Source organism: Trinickia camelliae (assembly GCF_053525655.1).
Genome location: NZ_JBCHAA010000006.1, coordinates 50,473 through 64,892, shown reverse-complemented (window position 1 = coordinate 64,892; position 14,420 = coordinate 50,473). Strand labels below are relative to the sequence as shown.

At 66.8% G+C, this 14,420-nt stretch carries 15 protein-coding genes; 6 read left to right on the top strand and 9 right to left on the bottom strand.

What is annotated here, in order from left to right; all coding sequences use genetic code 11:
• The first annotated feature begins 75 nt into the window (after window positions 1-75).
• The 6 genes from AAHK20_RS12200 (at window position 76) to AAHK20_RS12175 (ending at window position 5,834) form a co-directional block, all read left to right on the top strand.
• Window positions 76-396 carry a DMT family transporter gene (locus tag AAHK20_RS12200; protein ID WP_449181711.1) on the top strand — a complete coding sequence of 107 codons (321 nt, stop codon included), beginning with the start codon at window positions 76-78 and terminating at the stop codon, window positions 394-396.
• 269 nt (window positions 397-665) lie between these two features.
• Entirely contained in the window at window positions 666-1,283 is a 618-nt protein-coding gene (locus AAHK20_RS12195) for a DUF4126 domain-containing protein (RefSeq protein WP_449181710.1), read from the top strand.
• 68 nt (window positions 1,284-1,351) lie between these two features.
• On the top strand, window positions 1,352-3,856 hold the full coding sequence (locus AAHK20_RS12190; RefSeq protein WP_449181942.1) for an ABC transporter permease: 2,505 nt from the start codon (window positions 1,352-1,354) through the stop codon (window positions 3,854-3,856).
• Between the two features lie 77 nt (window positions 3,857-3,933).
• The gene (locus AAHK20_RS12185; RefSeq protein WP_449181709.1) at window positions 3,934-4,344 is read left to right on the top strand and encodes a group II truncated hemoglobin; all 411 of its coding nucleotides are present in this window, start codon (window positions 3,934-3,936) and stop codon (window positions 4,342-4,344) included.
• A gap of 114 nt (window positions 4,345-4,458) precedes the next feature.
• The gene (locus tag AAHK20_RS12180; RefSeq protein WP_449181708.1) at window positions 4,459-5,193 is read left to right on the top strand and encodes an alanyl-tRNA editing protein; all 735 of its coding nucleotides are present in this window, start codon (window positions 4,459-4,461) and stop codon (window positions 5,191-5,193) included.
• Window positions 5,190-5,834 carry a DUF924 family protein gene (locus AAHK20_RS12175; protein WP_449181707.1) on the top strand — a complete coding sequence of 215 codons (645 nt, stop codon included), beginning with the start codon at window positions 5,190-5,192 and terminating at the stop codon, window positions 5,832-5,834. Before AAHK20_RS12180 ends, AAHK20_RS12175 begins: the two co-directional genes overlap by 4 nt.
• 20 nt (window positions 5,835-5,854) lie before the next feature.
• On the opposite strand, the gene AAHK20_RS12170 is transcribed toward AAHK20_RS12175, so the two are convergent.
• The 9 genes from AAHK20_RS12170 to AAHK20_RS12130 all read right to left on the bottom strand — a co-directional run bounded on the left by AAHK20_RS12170 (window position 5,855) and on the right by AAHK20_RS12130 (window position 14,414).
• Window positions 5,855-7,705: an ArnT family glycosyltransferase gene (locus AAHK20_RS12170; RefSeq protein ID WP_449181706.1), complete on the bottom strand. Its 1,851-nt coding sequence runs from the start codon at window positions 7,703-7,705 to the stop codon at window positions 5,855-5,857.
• Between the two features lie 318 nt (window positions 7,706-8,023).
• Complete coding sequence (locus tag AAHK20_RS12165) at window positions 8,024-8,770, bottom strand: SDR family oxidoreductase (RefSeq protein ID WP_449181705.1); 747 nt, start codon at window positions 8,768-8,770, stop codon at window positions 8,024-8,026.
• Window positions 8,771-8,779: 9 nt separating this feature from the next.
• Complete coding sequence (locus AAHK20_RS12160) at window positions 8,780-9,370, bottom strand: LOG family protein (protein ID WP_449181704.1); 591 nt, start codon at window positions 9,368-9,370, stop codon at window positions 8,780-8,782.
• Window positions 9,371-10,099 carry a TetR/AcrR family transcriptional regulator gene (locus AAHK20_RS12155; RefSeq protein ID WP_449181703.1) on the bottom strand — a complete coding sequence of 243 codons (729 nt, stop codon included), beginning with the start codon at window positions 10,097-10,099 and terminating at the stop codon, window positions 9,371-9,373. It lies immediately after the preceding gene.
• 224 nt (window positions 10,100-10,323) lie between these two features.
• Complete coding sequence (locus AAHK20_RS12150; protein ID WP_449181702.1) at window positions 10,324-10,926, bottom strand: diacylglycerol kinase; 603 nt, start codon at window positions 10,924-10,926, stop codon at window positions 10,324-10,326.
• Window positions 10,923-11,954: a glycosyltransferase family 4 protein gene (locus AAHK20_RS12145; RefSeq protein ID WP_449181701.1), complete on the bottom strand. Its 1,032-nt coding sequence runs from the start codon at window positions 11,952-11,954 to the stop codon at window positions 10,923-10,925. Before AAHK20_RS12145 ends, AAHK20_RS12150 begins: the two co-directional genes overlap by 4 nt.
• A gap of 27 nt (window positions 11,955-11,981) precedes the next feature.
• The gene (locus AAHK20_RS12140) at window positions 11,982-12,926 is read right to left on the bottom strand and encodes a UDP-2,3-diacylglucosamine diphosphatase (RefSeq protein ID WP_449181700.1); all 945 of its coding nucleotides are present in this window, start codon (window positions 12,924-12,926) and stop codon (window positions 11,982-11,984) included.
• Between the two features lie 145 nt (window positions 12,927-13,071).
• The gene (locus AAHK20_RS12135) at window positions 13,072-13,635 is read right to left on the bottom strand and encodes an RDD family protein (RefSeq protein ID WP_449181699.1); all 564 of its coding nucleotides are present in this window, start codon (window positions 13,633-13,635) and stop codon (window positions 13,072-13,074) included.
• A 23-nt stretch (window positions 13,636-13,658) separates the two neighbouring features.
• A complete protein-coding gene (locus AAHK20_RS12130; RefSeq protein WP_449181698.1) occupies window positions 13,659-14,414 on the bottom strand; it encodes a DUF3106 domain-containing protein in 756 nt (251 codons plus the stop codon).
• Between the last annotated feature and the right edge of the window lie 6 nt (window positions 14,415-14,420).

Sequence of the window (14,420 nt, the reverse complement as noted above, 5' to 3'; positions counted from 1 at the left end):
TCGCGCATGCCGAGCGCGCCGCGCCCGGCATCTTTCTTATCGGGGACGGCCCCATTCGACAATGAGGCGTCCCAGATGTCCTGGATTCTTCTTTTCATTGCCGGTTTGCTCGAAGTCGCCTGGGCGACCGGTCTCAAGGCTTCCGAAGGCTTCACGCGCGTTGGCTGGTCGGCTTTCACGGTCGTGACCGCCTTGGGCAGCTTTTGGCTGCTCGCGATGGCGATGCGGCAGCTGCCGCTCGGCACGGCCTACGCGGTATGGACGGGGATCGGCGCGGTCGGCGCCTTTATCTTCGGCATCGTCATGATGGGCGAGGCCGTGACGCTCGCGCGGGTGGGGAGCGCGGCGCTGATCGTCGTCGGGCTGATCGGGCTCAAGCTGTCGTCGGGACACTAGCCGGAGCACTCAGCGACGGAACCGTGGCGTAACGCGGTGTAGTCGTTTCGACACCCGCCCGGATGTTGCGCGCACGCGAAGCATGCGAATGGCGAAAAGGCGTGGCTATAATGAAGCCGAATCCGTCTTGAAATAGTTCCGCGCATGACTTGCGCGGGTGGCAGCTACGCCGGCAAGGGCCTGCCGAGCGCGGCGCTGATTGCTGCCGCAGCCGCCGACCGGAACGCCCGGTCCACCCAGGCGGCCGGCGGTCACGCAAGGAGGGGGCAATGCTAGACGCACTTTCGCTCGGAGCCGGCCTGTCATGGGCCAGCGGCCTGCGCCTCTACCTGACGGTCTTTCTCGCCGGCGTTTTGCAGCGCTTCGGCGTCCTCCATCTTCCCGATACGTTGGCCGTCCTGTCGTCGCCGTGGGTGATCGGCGCGGCGGCCGTGCTGACGGTGGCCGAATTCCTGGCCGACAAGGTTCCCGCCTTCGATTCGCTCTGGGACGCGGTGCATACCTTCATCCGCATTCCGGCGGGCGCCTTGCTCGCGGCCGGCGCGCTCGGCCACGCGGATCCGGCGCTCTTGACCGTGGCCGCGCTCGCGGGCGGCACGCTGGCCGGCTCGGCGCATCTGGCGAAGGCCGGTACGCGCGCGTTGATCAATCTGTCCCCTGAACCGTTCTCGAACTGGGTCGCGTCGTCGGCCGAGGACGGGCTCGTCTTTATCGGCCTCGCGCTCGCGCTGCTCGTGCCGGTGCTGTTTCTCGCGCTGATGGCGGGCTTCCTGCTGTTCGCGAGCTGGGTGCTCCCGCGGCTGTGGCGCGGCGTGCAGGGCGGCTTTCGCGGCATGGCGACGCATATGGTCTCGCGGCTCGGCTCGTTCGGGAGCAAACACGATTGACCGAGCCGACCGTCGTTTCGGCCGCGCGCCGCTTTTCCGTCACTGATCTTTTGCGCCAGGCGGCGCGCATGACCGCGCGCGACTGGCGCGCGGGCGAACTGACGATGCTGCTGCTGGCGCTCGTGCTGGCGGTGGCGGCGCTGTCCAGCGTCGGCTTTCTGGCTGACCGGCTGCATCAAGGGCTCGAACGCGACGCGCGGCGGATGATCGCCTCCGATTTCATCGTCCGCTCGGATCATCCGGTCGATGCGGCGTTCGTCACGAAAGCGAAGGCGCTCGACCTCCAGACGGCGACGACGGTCATCTTCGCCAGCATGATCTCGTCGAAAGGGGGCGCAGGGGGCGAAGCGCAATCGATCGCGCGGCTCGCCGCCGTGAAGGCCGTCACGAGCGCGTACCCGTTGCGTGGCGCGCTGCGCATCGGGAGCGCGCCCGGCGCACCCGATCATCCCGCCAACACGATTCCCGCGCCCGGCACCGTGTGGGTCGATGCCCAGCTGCTCGACGCGCTGCATGTGCGTGTCGGCGACCCGGTGCAGGTCGGCACGCGCACCTTCACGATTGCGGCCGTCATCACGCGCGAGCTCGATCGCGGCTTTGCGTTCGTCAATTTCGCGCCGCGCCTCATGATGCGCGACGACGAGCTCGCATCGACGGGCCTCATCGGCTACGGCAGCCGCGTGACCTACCGGTTGCTGGTGGCGGGCAGCGACGCGGCCGTCGCGCAGTTCACGGATTTCGCCCACGCGCGCGTCGACGGCGGCAAGATGCGCGGCGTCGCGCTCGAATCGCTGCAGGACGGCCAGCCGCAAGTCCGGCAGACGCTCGACCGCGCCGGCCACTTCCTCACGCTCGTCGCACTCTTGACCGCGCTGCTGGCGGCCGTGGCGATCGCGATGGCCTCGCATCGCTACATGCGGCGCCATCTCGACGGCTGCGCGGTGATGCGTTGCCTGGGTTTGAGCCAGGGGGCGTTGCGCGCGCTCTTCACGCTCGAATTCCTGATGCTCGGCGTCGCGGGCGGCGTGCTCGGCGTCGCGCTCGGCTTTGCGGGACATTGGGCGCTGCTCGCGTGGCTCGGCAGCCTGATCGACGTCCAATTGCCGCTGCCGCGCGTGTGGCCCGCCATCGAAGGCATCGCGGCCGGGCTCGTGCTGCTGTTCGGCTTCGCGCTGCCGCCGCTGTTGCCGCTTACCCGCGTGCCGCCCGTGCGCGTGCTGCGCCGGGAGTGGGGCGAAGCAGGCCGCACCGCGTGGTACGCCTACGCGCTCGGCATCGCGCTGTTTGCCGGGCTGCTCGTGCTCGCGGCGGGCGAGTTGAAGCTCGGCGGCATCGTCGCGGGCGGCTTCGCGGGCGGCATGCTCGTGTTCGTCGGCGTTTCGCGCGCGGTGCTGTGGGGCGCGGCGCGCATCGCGCGCAGCGAGCGCGTCAATGCGGGGATCGGCTGGCGCTATGCCCTGGCGTCGCTCGAGCGGCGCAGCGCCGCGAGCGCGCTGCAGATCACGGCGCTCGCGATCGGCCTGATGTGCCTGCTGCTGATCGCCATCACGCGCGACGATCTCGTGGCGGGCTGGCGCAAGTCGACGCCTCCCGATGCGCCCAATGAATTCATTATCGATATCCAGGCCGACCAGAAGGCCGCTGTCGAAAAGTATCTGGCGGCGCAGGGGATGAGCGACGCGGTGCTCGAACCGATGGTGAAGGGGCGCCTGATCTCGATCAACGGCAAGCCGGTCAATCCCGAGTCATACAAGAACGACGACGCGAAGCGCCTGGTCGACCGCGAATTCAACCTCTCGTACCGCACGACGCTGCCTGACGACAACCGGATCGTCGGCGGCACGTGGTACGGCGACACGGCCAAGCCGCAGATCTCGATCGAGGAAGGGCTCGCGAAGCTGATCGGCGTGAAGACCGGCGATGTGCTGCGCTTCGACGTGACGGGGCTGCCGATCGACGCGCCGGTCACGAGCGTGCGCAAGCTCGATTGGGGCTCGTTCAAGGTCAACTTCTTCGTGCTGATGCCGCCGGCCGCGCTCGACAATTTCCCGGCCACCTACATCACGAGCTTCCACCTGCCGCCCGAGCGGCGCGCGGTGATCGACGGCCTGATCGCCGACTACCCGAGCCTGACCGCCATCGATATCGCGCCGATCCTCGCGCAAATGGAGCGCGTGCTCGCGCAGGTGATCGGCGCGGTGCAGTTCCTGTTTGCGTTCACGCTCGGCGCCGGCGTGCTCGTGCTGTACGCGGCGCTCGCCGGCACGCGCGACGAGCGTATGCGAGAATCCGCGCTGCTGCGCGCGCTCGGCGCGTCGCACCGGCAGGTGCGGGCGGTGCAGGTGGCGGAATTCGTCGCTGTCGGCGCGCTGGCCGGGCTGATGGGCGCGCTCGGCGCGCAGATTCTCGGCTCGGTGCTCGCGACGCGGGTCTTCGAGTTCTATCTCGACTTCGATCCCTGGGTGCTGCCTGCGGGCGTCGCTGCCGGCGTCGCGTGCGCGGGCATCGGCGGCTGGCTCAGCTTGCGGCACGTGCTGATGCGGCCGGCGGTGCAGTCGCTGCGCGACGCGTGAGGCGGGCGGAATTCATCCGCTTTTCGCCTGCTGCCGGAACCCGCGCGGCGATCCTTCTTACTGATTTGGCTGACCGTATGACCGATGTGAACGACGAAACCCCGTCGCAGCCGACGGCCTTCGAACTCGTGGGCGGCGAGGCGCGCGTGCGCGAAATCGTCGACCGTTTCTACGACCTGATGGACCTCGAGCCCGAATTCGCGGGCATTCGCGCGCTGCATCCGCCGACGCTCGACGGCTCGCGCGACAAGCTCTTTTGGTTCCTGTGCGGCTGGCTCGGCGGCCCGGACCACTACATCAGCCGCTTCGGCCACCCTCGGCTGCGCGCGCGGCACTTGCCGTTCGCGATCGCGTCGTCCGAGCGCGACCAGTGGCTGCGCTGCATGGCGTGGGCGATGGACGACGTCGGTCTCGACGAAGCGCTGCGCGAGCGGCTCCTGCATTCGTTTTTCGATACCGCGGACTGGATGCGCAATCGGCCTGGTTGATCGACCGGTACGGCGCTGCCCACACTGGCCGAATGGCTGACTGTCGACGGGGCGGGCGGCTCGGCATAATGGTTTCGCTGGTTATTGCCGTCACCCGGAAACAAAGGAGTCCCCATGCTGACGCGCGCACTCTTTCGCGACGACGCTTACCTGATGCGCTGCGACGCATCGATCACGAGGATCGACGCTGAAGGCATCCATCTCGACCAAACCGTGTTCTATCCGCTCGGCGGCGGCCAGGCGGGCGACGCCGGCACGCTGACGCTCGCGGACGGCGTGCGCATCGAGATCGCCGACACCCGCAAAGCGAAATTCGAAGGCGCAACGCCCGACGACGCGATCCACGTGCCGGCCGCCGGTCAGGAGGCGCTGCTGGCGCGGCTCGCGGCGGGCGAGCGCGTGAGCGCTGAGATCGACTGGGCGCGCCGTTACCGGCACATGCGGCTGCATACGGCGAGCCATCTGATGTGCGCGGTGCTGCCGTATCCGGTCGACGGCTGCAGCATCACAGCCGATTACGCGCGGCTCGATTTCGCCACGGTGGAGCCGATCGAGCGCGAGTTCGTCGAGCAGCGGCTCGCGGAACTGGTCGGCGGCGCGCATCGCGTCGCGACCGAATGGATTACCGATGAAGAGATGCAGCAGCGTCCCGAACTCGTGCGCACGATGAGCGTCAAGCCGCCGATGGGCCTCGGGCGCGTGCGGCTCTTGCGTATCGACAGCGTCGATCTGCAGCCGTGCGGCGGCACGCACGTGCGCAATACGCAGGAGATCGGCGCGCTGCGGGTCGCGAAGCTCGAAAAGAAGAGTGCGCGCACGCGGCGTCTCGTTTTGGAATTCGCATCATGACGCACGACATCGACGCCGCAGCGGCGGTCAATGAGCCGGACTCCGGCGATTACGCCACGCTCGATCCGGCCACGCGAGACGTGCTCGACTTCTGGTTCGGCACGCCCGGATCGGCGGAATTCGGCGCCGATCGCAAGCTCTGGTTCAAGCGCGACGCCGCGTTCGATGACCGCTTGCGCGAGCGCTTCGGCGCGACGCTCGCGACCGCGCTTAGCGGGGGCCACGACGACTGGCAGCGCACGCCGCTCGGCGCGCTCGCGCTCGTCGTCGTGCTCGACCAGTTTTCGCGCAACTGCCATCGCGGCAGTCCGCGCGCTTTCGAGGCCGATGCCAAGGCGGTGCAAGTAGCGCGGAGGATGGTGGAGACGGGCGCGGATCGGCGGCTGCCGTCCACCCATCATCGCGCGTTCGTCTATCTGCCGTTCGAGCACGACGAGTCGATCGAAAGCCAGCGCGAGTCGATACGTCTGTTCGGCGAGTTGGAGCACGAGACAGGGGACACCGGCTATCTCGACTACGCCCACCGGCACGCGGCGATCATCGAGCGTTTCGGGCGGTTTCCACATCGCAATGCCGTGCTCGGCCGCCAATCGACCGACGAGGAGATCGCGTTCCTGCGCGAGCCTGGGTCTTCGTTCTGATGACGGGCGCAGTCCACCGCTCAGTGCAAGGCGGCCACAAGGCTGGGCTTGCGCACGAACACCCGCAGCAGTTCGCTGTCGTCGCCCGGCCGCGCGCCTGACCAGTACGGCGTCCAATTGCCGTCGGGCCGGGTCGCGTCGGAGCGGTAGCTTTGCGTGATGAGCCACCGGCAGGCGGTGGTCTTGGGCGCGTCGGTCGGCTTGTGCAGAACGCCGGCGAAGTAGTACAGCATCGGCGCTTCCGATTCGCCGAGGTTCACGCTGGCCATGCAGTCGCCGGCGTTCCATTCGACGTTCAGGTGCGTGTCGAGGTCTTCGAACACCGAGCGATAGCTCTTTGCCGCATCGATCCACGGCAGGAGCAGCGTGAAGACGAGCCCCCACGCGACGATCGCGCCCGTGCACCAGCTGAACGCCCCGCGCCATTTGCCCGTACGCGCAAGCAGCGGCATCAGGCACAGCCAGCTGAGCGTCAGTACGAGTGCGGGGAGCATCAGGTTCGGCTTGATCGGCAGGGTCCAGTCGAGCGGCAGCCAGCGGCCTAGCAGCTTGAGACCAGCGTGCGCGCTCGTCGAGTCCGTCATGTCGGACCACACGACCCAGGTAAGCGCGGCAATCGTGCCGAAGAGGGTGCGGCTCGCGTAGTCCCAGACGACGTGAACGCGTTGCGGCAAGCGTTCGACGCCTTGCAGCGCAAGAAGCGCAAGCGGTGCGATGAACGGCAGAACGTAGAGTTCGCGCGCCGTCGCCGACATTTGCAGCACGATCATGCCCGTGCCGGAAAACACGACCGGCAACGCAACGCGCGGCTCGCGCCAGCGACGCCAGGCGCCGCCCGCGAGTGCAATCGCGGCGAGCGGCGCGACCGGAAAGCCCACGGAGAAGAGCGAGCGCCAGATGAAGAGCGGCTTGTCGTTCTCCGAGCCGAGCGCCGGCACGGAAAAGCCGAAGAAGCGGCCGACGTTGTTATCCCAGAACCAGACCTTGAACAGCGCCTCCGAGCGCAGATAGAACGCGATCGGCCAGATCAGCGCGAACGGCGCGAACACGAGCGCGGCGGGCACGAGCGAGCGTGCGAACGCACGGCTGCGGCAGGCGGGGTAGAGCACGGGAAGCGCACAGAACGTCGCGCCGAACACGAGCGGCACGAAGAGCCCTTTGCTCAAGAACGCAATGCCGACGCCGGCGCCGAGCATCGCCGAGGCCGTCAGCGAAGCTTGCCGGTTGACGGCATGCGGTCTGCGCACGAATGCGGTGACGAGTTCGAACAGGCCGCAAAAGCCGAGCGCGGTGCCGGCCATCAGCGCGACGTCGGTCATCATGTCGTGCGAGTGCTTGAGCACGACCAGCGTGCCGGCGAAGACCGCGAACGTGCCGAGCACGCGAGCGTCGAACCAGCTGCGTGCGCGCGTGGCGGCGCGGGTGAACCGCGCGACGCAGCCGAGCGTCATCGCCATGAAGAGCGCGCTCGCGAGCCGGGCGGCGTCGTGCAGCGGCAAGTAGCGCTCGAAGGCCCAAGCGAGGCCCGTGGCGACCCAGTCGTAGAGCGGCGGCTTTTCGACGAACGGCTGTCCCGCGTTGGTCGGTACGATCCAGTCGCCGGTTTCGAGCATGTGCTGGATGATGCCGAAGGTATAGGTCTCGTCCTGCTTCCATGGGTCGTGGCCCAGCGTGCCCGGAAGCAGGTAGGCGCACAGCACGGCGATCACGGCGAGCGCGACGCCCAGCCCCGACCAGGGCAAGGCGCGCGAGGCGGAGCTCGAGATCGCGGAAGACGTGGCCGCGGCCGGCGTCATCGAAACGGGGCCGCCGGTCACGAGCGGCGCGCCCGTACGCGTCCGCCGCGTGGAAGAAGATGAGGAATCCTGCATGGTCGGTCCTGATGGCCGAATTCTCGATGGAGTCCGGCCTTGTGAAGCATCGTCACGTGGATCGCTGGCAGATCGACGTGCACGAGCGCCGACTGTCAGGGCTGCGCCATGCTATCGCCCATTTGTTACGGAGTATTACGAGATTTTGTTGAGAATTGTGTAGTTCTGTCGTTGGCAAGCGGCTGCTGGGTGCAAACGATGGGGCCGCGAAGCGGGGGAGGAAGGCGGAGAGCCTTGCCCAGCGGGGCGTACAGAGTCGGCGCGCTGGCGGGAAGGCTCGGTGAGGACTTGGTTAGGGGGCGGACTTTGGAAGAGGGTTCAGCGTCCGCCTGCGACGTCGAGCAGCGCGCCGTTCACGTACGACGCGGCGTCGCCAAGCAGCCAGACGATCGCCTCGGCGACCTCGTCAGCCGTGCCGGGCCGCCCGGCCGGCGTTTGCGCGCCGAGCACCGCGGCGCGGTCGGGACGCCCGCCGCTCGCGTGGATTTCGGTATCGATGAGGCCCGGGCGCACCGCGTTGACGCGCACGCCCCTTGGGCCGAGTTCCTTGGCGAGGCCGATCGTCATCGTGTCGATCGCGCCTTTCGAGCCGGCGTAGTCGACGTACTCGTTCGGCGAGCCGAGCCGCGAGGCCGCCGACGACACGTTGACGATCGCGCCGCCCTGGCCGCCGCGGTCCGTGGACATGCGCCGCGCCGCCTCGCGCGCGCAGAGGTAGGCGCCGAGCACGTTGATGTTGAACATGCGCGCGAGGCGCGCGTAGTCCATCTCGGCGAGCGGCATCCCTGCAGCGACGATGCCCGCGTTGTTGACGAGCGCGTCGATGCGGCCGAATGCGGCCTCGACTGCGTCGAACATCGCGATCACCGCGGCTTCGTCGGCCACGTCGCCTTGCACGACGCACGCCTGGCCGCCCGCGCGCACCACCTCGGCGGCGGTGTCGTCCGCGGCGGCGCGGTTGCGCGCGTAGTTCACGCCGACCGCCCAGCCTTGCGCGCCCAGCATGCGCGCGGTCGCGCGGCCGATGCCGCGGCTTGCGCCGGTGATCAGGACGGTCTTTGTCATGGCGCTTCGTTACACCGTATCCGGCGTGGTTTTAGCCGACCACTTGTCCTTGCCGGGCGGCTGATAGCGCTTGATCTTGTCGATCAGCGCGGCGGCGTCGGCATCGATTTGCAGGATGTCGAAGTAGGTCTGCTGCATGAAGCCTTCCTGCACCGTGTGCTCGAGCATCGTGATGAGCGGATCGTAGTAGCCCTCGATGTTGTAGAGCGCCACCGGCTTGTGGTGATAGCCGAGCTGCGCCCACGTATAGACCTCGAACAGCTCCTCGAGCGTGCCCGCGCCGCCCGGCAGCGCGACGAACGCATCCGAGAGATCGGCCATCATCTTCTTGCGCTGATGCATGTCGGGCACGACATGCAGCTCGGAAAGCCCGCGGTGCCCGACTTCCTTGTTGACGAGCAGCTCGGGGATCACGCCGATCGCGCGGCCGCCGGCGGCGAGCACCTCATCGGCGATCGTGCCCATCAGGCCGACGCGGCCGCCGCCATAGACGAGCGTCAGCCCGGCCTCCACCAGCGCGCGGCCAAACGATTGCGCGGCCTTCGCATAAACCGGCTTCACGCCGAACGAAGAGCCGCAGTACACACATACCGATTTCATTTATCGAGAATCCTTCGAATCGGAGCGGGCCGCGCCGGGCTCGCGAGGCGGCAGGAAGTCGGCGAACTCGCGCTTGGGAAGCTTGCCCGAGACGAGGTCGTCGAACAGCTGCCGCGAGCGGCCACGCAGGTACGGCGCCATCATCGAGATCACGTGCACGCTCACCTGATGCAGTTCCGCGCGAATCGCATCCTGCTCGTTGTATTTGCGCGGGTTCATCACGAATTGGTACGACAGCCAGTAGGTCGAGATGACGCCCATATTGGTCGCGATGACCTGAATCTCTTCCGGCGTGGCGACCATTTCGTTGTCCGCCACGAGCAGCTCGCACATTTCGCGCGCGAAGCGCACCTTGTGGCTGATGATCTGCTTGAAGTGGGTTTCGAGCGTGCGATTGCGCGCCAGCAGGTCGTTCAGGTCCCGGTACAGAAATCGGTACGCCCACATGAACTCGGCCATGTACTGCAGATAGGACCACGTTTCGTCGATGGTCGGACGATGGTCTTCCGGAAAGCGCAGACGCCGTTCAATAGCCTGCTCGAACTGCGCAAAAATGCTATTGATAATGTCGTCTTTATTACGGAAATGGTAGTAAAGGTTGCCGGGGCTGATCTCCATTTCCTCGGCGATGGTCGTCGTCGTGACGTTCGGTTCACCGATCTCGTTGAAGAGCTTCAGCGACAACTCGAGAATGCGCTCACGAGTACGGCGGGGAGGTTTGGCTTCCATTCTCGACGGCCCTGGTTCCGCCGGGACTCGCGCACGGCAATGGGTGGGTTGCGGCGTAGATCCGGCTTGGTTTCTATGATGATTTTGAGACTGCCGGCCGATTATAAACCGGTCGTTCTCTTATCTAGGCCGGGATTCAGGGTTTTCACTGGTCTAGACCGAATTGACCGTTTGCGCGGGCGTTTCCGTCGTGTTTCGGGGCCCGAACGCTCGCCGGTCTCACCTTAGCGCCCGATCCAATTCCCAACCCACCGCACCACGAGCGGTCCGACGATCAGCACCCACGTCATGACGCAGACGAACAGCGCCACCATCACCGCCGCGCTGCCGAGGTCCTTCGCGCGCTTGGACAGCTCGTGACGTTCGAGCGAGATGCGATCGATGGCGGCCTCGACGCTCGAGTTCAGCAGCTCGACGATCAGCACGAGCAGCACCGAGCCGAGCAGCAGCACATGCGAGACGGCGTCCACCGGCACGAACACGCCACACGGCACCAGGATCGCCGTGAGCGTGAGCTCCTGACGGAACGCGCTTTCTTCGCGGATCGCGACGCGAAAGCCATTCAGCGAGTTTTTGAGCGCGTGCCAGGCCCGCGTGATGCCGCGATTGCCTTTGTACGGATTGAACGGCAGCGGCGCGAGCGGATCGTCGGGGCCGAGCGGTTCGTGGGTGTCGGCGCTATCTTGGGAGTCGGAGAGATGGAGGCGCATCGGCGTGACCTGGGGGACGGAGTCGGCAGGGTCGCCATCGGTCGGCACGGCTCGCGCAGGGCGAGCCGTGTGGGCCGATGGAGCGCCTATTTTCGCGCCTGTCGAGCCGCGCGTCATGCGGCTTGGCTTTCCTCGCTGAACGTCGGGCGCGACAGCGGTTTCAGGTGAGCCGCGAACTGCTCGGAAGCCGCCGTCCACGAGAAGCGCTCAGCCCACGCGCGGGCATGATTGCGATCGATCTTCAGCGCTTCGAGGCACGCTTCGCGCAGGTCCTCGTGCATCGCGCCGGCGCCGCCGTCGCCGAGCACGTCGATCGGACCGGTCACCGGGAACGCCGCCACCGGCGTGCCGCAGGCGAGCGCTTCGAGCAGCACGAGCCCGAACGTGTCGGTGCGGCTCGGGAATACGAAGACGTCGGCTGCCGCGTAGACCTTCGCGAGCTCGGCCTGCGTCAGCACGCCGAGATAGTTGACCTCGGGATAGCGCGACTTCAATTCGGCGAGCGCCGGACCTTCGCCCGCGACCCACTTCGAGCCGGGCAGGTCGAGCTTCAGGAATGCCTCGACGTTCTTCTCCACGGCCACGCGCCCGACATACAGGAAGATCGGCCGCGCGGTGTTGAGGACCTTCGATTCCATCTGATGGAAGATGTCGAGATCGACGCCGCGCGTCCACAGCACGACGTTGGTGAAGCCGAACTTTTCCAGATCGGCCTTGACGACCGGCGTCGGCGCCATCACCGCCAGCGACGCCTTATGGAACCAGTGCAGGAACTTGTAGGTGGCCGAGAGCGGAATGCCGAAGCGCGCCTGCACGTACTCAGGAAAGCGCGTGTGATAGGCCGTCGTGAACGGCAGCTTGTGCTTGATCGCATAGGCGCGGGCAGCGAGGCCGAGCGGGCCTTCGGTTGCGATGTGCAGCGCGTCCGGCGCGAATTCGTCGATGCGCGCGTTGAGCTTGCGGCGCGGAAACAGCGACAGCCGGATCTCGGGGTAAGTCGGACACGGAATCGTGTTGAACTCGAGCGGCGTGAGCAGCTCGACGCGATGTCCGAGCGCGGTGAGCTCGCGCGTCGTGTTCTTCAGCGTGCGTACCACGCCGTTGACCTGCGGTTCCCATGCATCTGTGACGATCAGGATTTTCATTGAGTGCGGTCCGATGAGGAGCAGGATTTAAGCGGTCGTAGCCTTGGCCTTGCGCGTGCTGACTTCCGGCGAGCGCATGACGGTCCAGTAGATCACCTTCAATTCGCCTTCGAGCGTCTCGACGAGCGCCGACAGGCTCTCGACCCAGTCGCCGTCGTTGCAATAGAGCACGCCATCGATGTCGCGGATCTCGGCCTTGTGGATGTGGCCGCAGACGACACCATCGCAGCCGCGGCGACGCGCTTCGTCGGTCATCACGCGCTCGAACGAGGAGATGAAGTTGACGGCGTTCTTGACCTGATGCTTCAGGTATTGCGACAGCGACCAGTACTGGAAGCCGAGCTTGATGCGGATGCGGTTGAACCAGCGGTTCAGGATCAGGATCATCGAGTACGCGGTGTCGCCGAGGTAGGCGAGCCACTTCGCATGCTGGATCACGCCGTCGAACAGATCGCCGTGCACGATCCACAAACGCTTGCCCGAGAGCGTCGTGTGGAACGCCTCGCCGCGCACGTGGATGTCGCCGAACGCGAGGTCGCAGAACTGGCGCGCGCCCTCGTCGTGGTTGCCGGGGATATAGACGACGTGCGTGCCTTTTCGCGCTTTGCGCAAGATCTTCTGCACGACGTCGTTGTGCGCCTGCGGCCAGTACCAGCCTTTCTTCAACTGCCAGCCGTCGATGATGTCGCCGACCAGGTACAGGTATTCCGACTCGTTGTGGCGCAGGAAGTCGAGCAGATACGGCGCCTGACAGCCGCTCGAGCCGAGGTGGATATCCGACAGCCAGATCGCCCGGTAGCGATGCGAGCCCGCATCGTCATCGTCGTGATGACTGCTGGCCGTGGCAGGCGGAAGACTGGGATCTTGCGGGACTGGCAGCGTGCCGCCTGGAGAGGCGGGCCGGAAGGCGGCGGGGTCGACGCTGGCGCCGATTTGGCGGAAGAGGGTAGTCGCGGACGTTTGTTGGTCCATGGCTCACGCGTCGAGTTTTGCGATACGCGCATTGCGCCATGGGGCTGTGACTGCTCCGTGACAGTCACGAGAACTTCTTATTACGTGCCGTTTGTACCGTGCCGAGCGTTGCAAAAGCGCATCATCGGGCGGCGCATCGGCTTGCTTATTCGCCCGCTTTAGAGGCGGATTGGGCGAGATCGACGGTGACGATGCGCGTACCGGCGATCCGATCGTGCGGGAATTGCCGTTCGCGATCGAGCCGCGCGGCGGCGGCCCACAGCACGAACCAGGCGGCCGCAATGCCGAGCGTCACCGGCAGGCTCAAGTGCAGGAGCGGATGCAAGGCGAGCGGCGGCAGGAACCACAGCCACGCCACGGCATAGCGGACCACCGCGCGCGCGACCGGCACGGCGTTGCCGTCGGCGCCGACGATGCGCAGCCGCCACGTCTTCATCGGCAGCGTCTGGCCGCCGTGCGTCCAGAACCAGACGAAGTAGACGCCGACCACGAGGCCGATCCACGCGGCGAGCAGATTGTGATGGGTGAGGCCGTTGCGCTGCTGGGTCAGCGTGCCGAACAGGTAGCCCGCGAAGAACACGACGCCGAACAGGATCACGCCCTCATACGCCATCGATGCGAGGCGGCGGCGTACGGTCGGCGCAGCGCTGGCGGGCGCGAGGGAGGGCGAGGGCGTGGTTGGGTCGGTCGGAGACGTAGGAGTGAGCACGGGCGGGGCGGCCAAAATCGCGCTCAGGAGCCTTGGTACACCGACGGCGCTTCGGACGGCGACACCGGCACCGGCGTCGCGGGCGCGAAGCTGCCGGGCGCGGGAATCTGCGGTGCGCCGCCCCCTGCGGGTTCGCTCGCCGGGCCCGCCTGCGGCAAGGCCGCAACGCTGCTGCCCGGCTGCTCGTGCTGGTTCACCAGCCGGTTGATGCCCTTGATTTCAGCTTTGGTGCCGGACGGCGGCGCGCTGACGACGGTCGGCCGGCGTTTGCGTTCGGTTGCCGCGAGCTTCTCTTTCTGCTCCTCGGGCAACTCTTGATATGCCTTCCAGGCGTTCTGGCGCGCCTGCGCCGGCAACTCCTTCGAAACCTGGTAGTTCTCGCGCGCGACGCGCCGTTGGTCCGGCGTCATCTTGACCCACTCGGTCATGCGTTCATGGAGTCTTTTCTGCGCTTCTGGCGACATCTTCGCGAAACGCGACGCGATCTTGATCCATTTGCGCTTGCGTTCGTCGCTGAATTTGTCCCACTCGGACGCGAACGGAGCGAGCGCTTCGTGCTGGGCGGACGTCAGGCGCGCCCACGCGAGGGGATTATTGTCGATCGGGAGCGACGGCAGATCGGCCGCCAGCGACGCGACCGGCGACGACGCGCCAACCGGCGCGCCGGCGGCCGGCGTGACAGCCGCCTGCGGATAGAAGCGTGGATAAGTGGCGGCGAACGCGACCAGGCCCGCGATCGCGCAACCGAACACAACGGCCAAGCCGCGCTTGTAGCTCACCCCGAT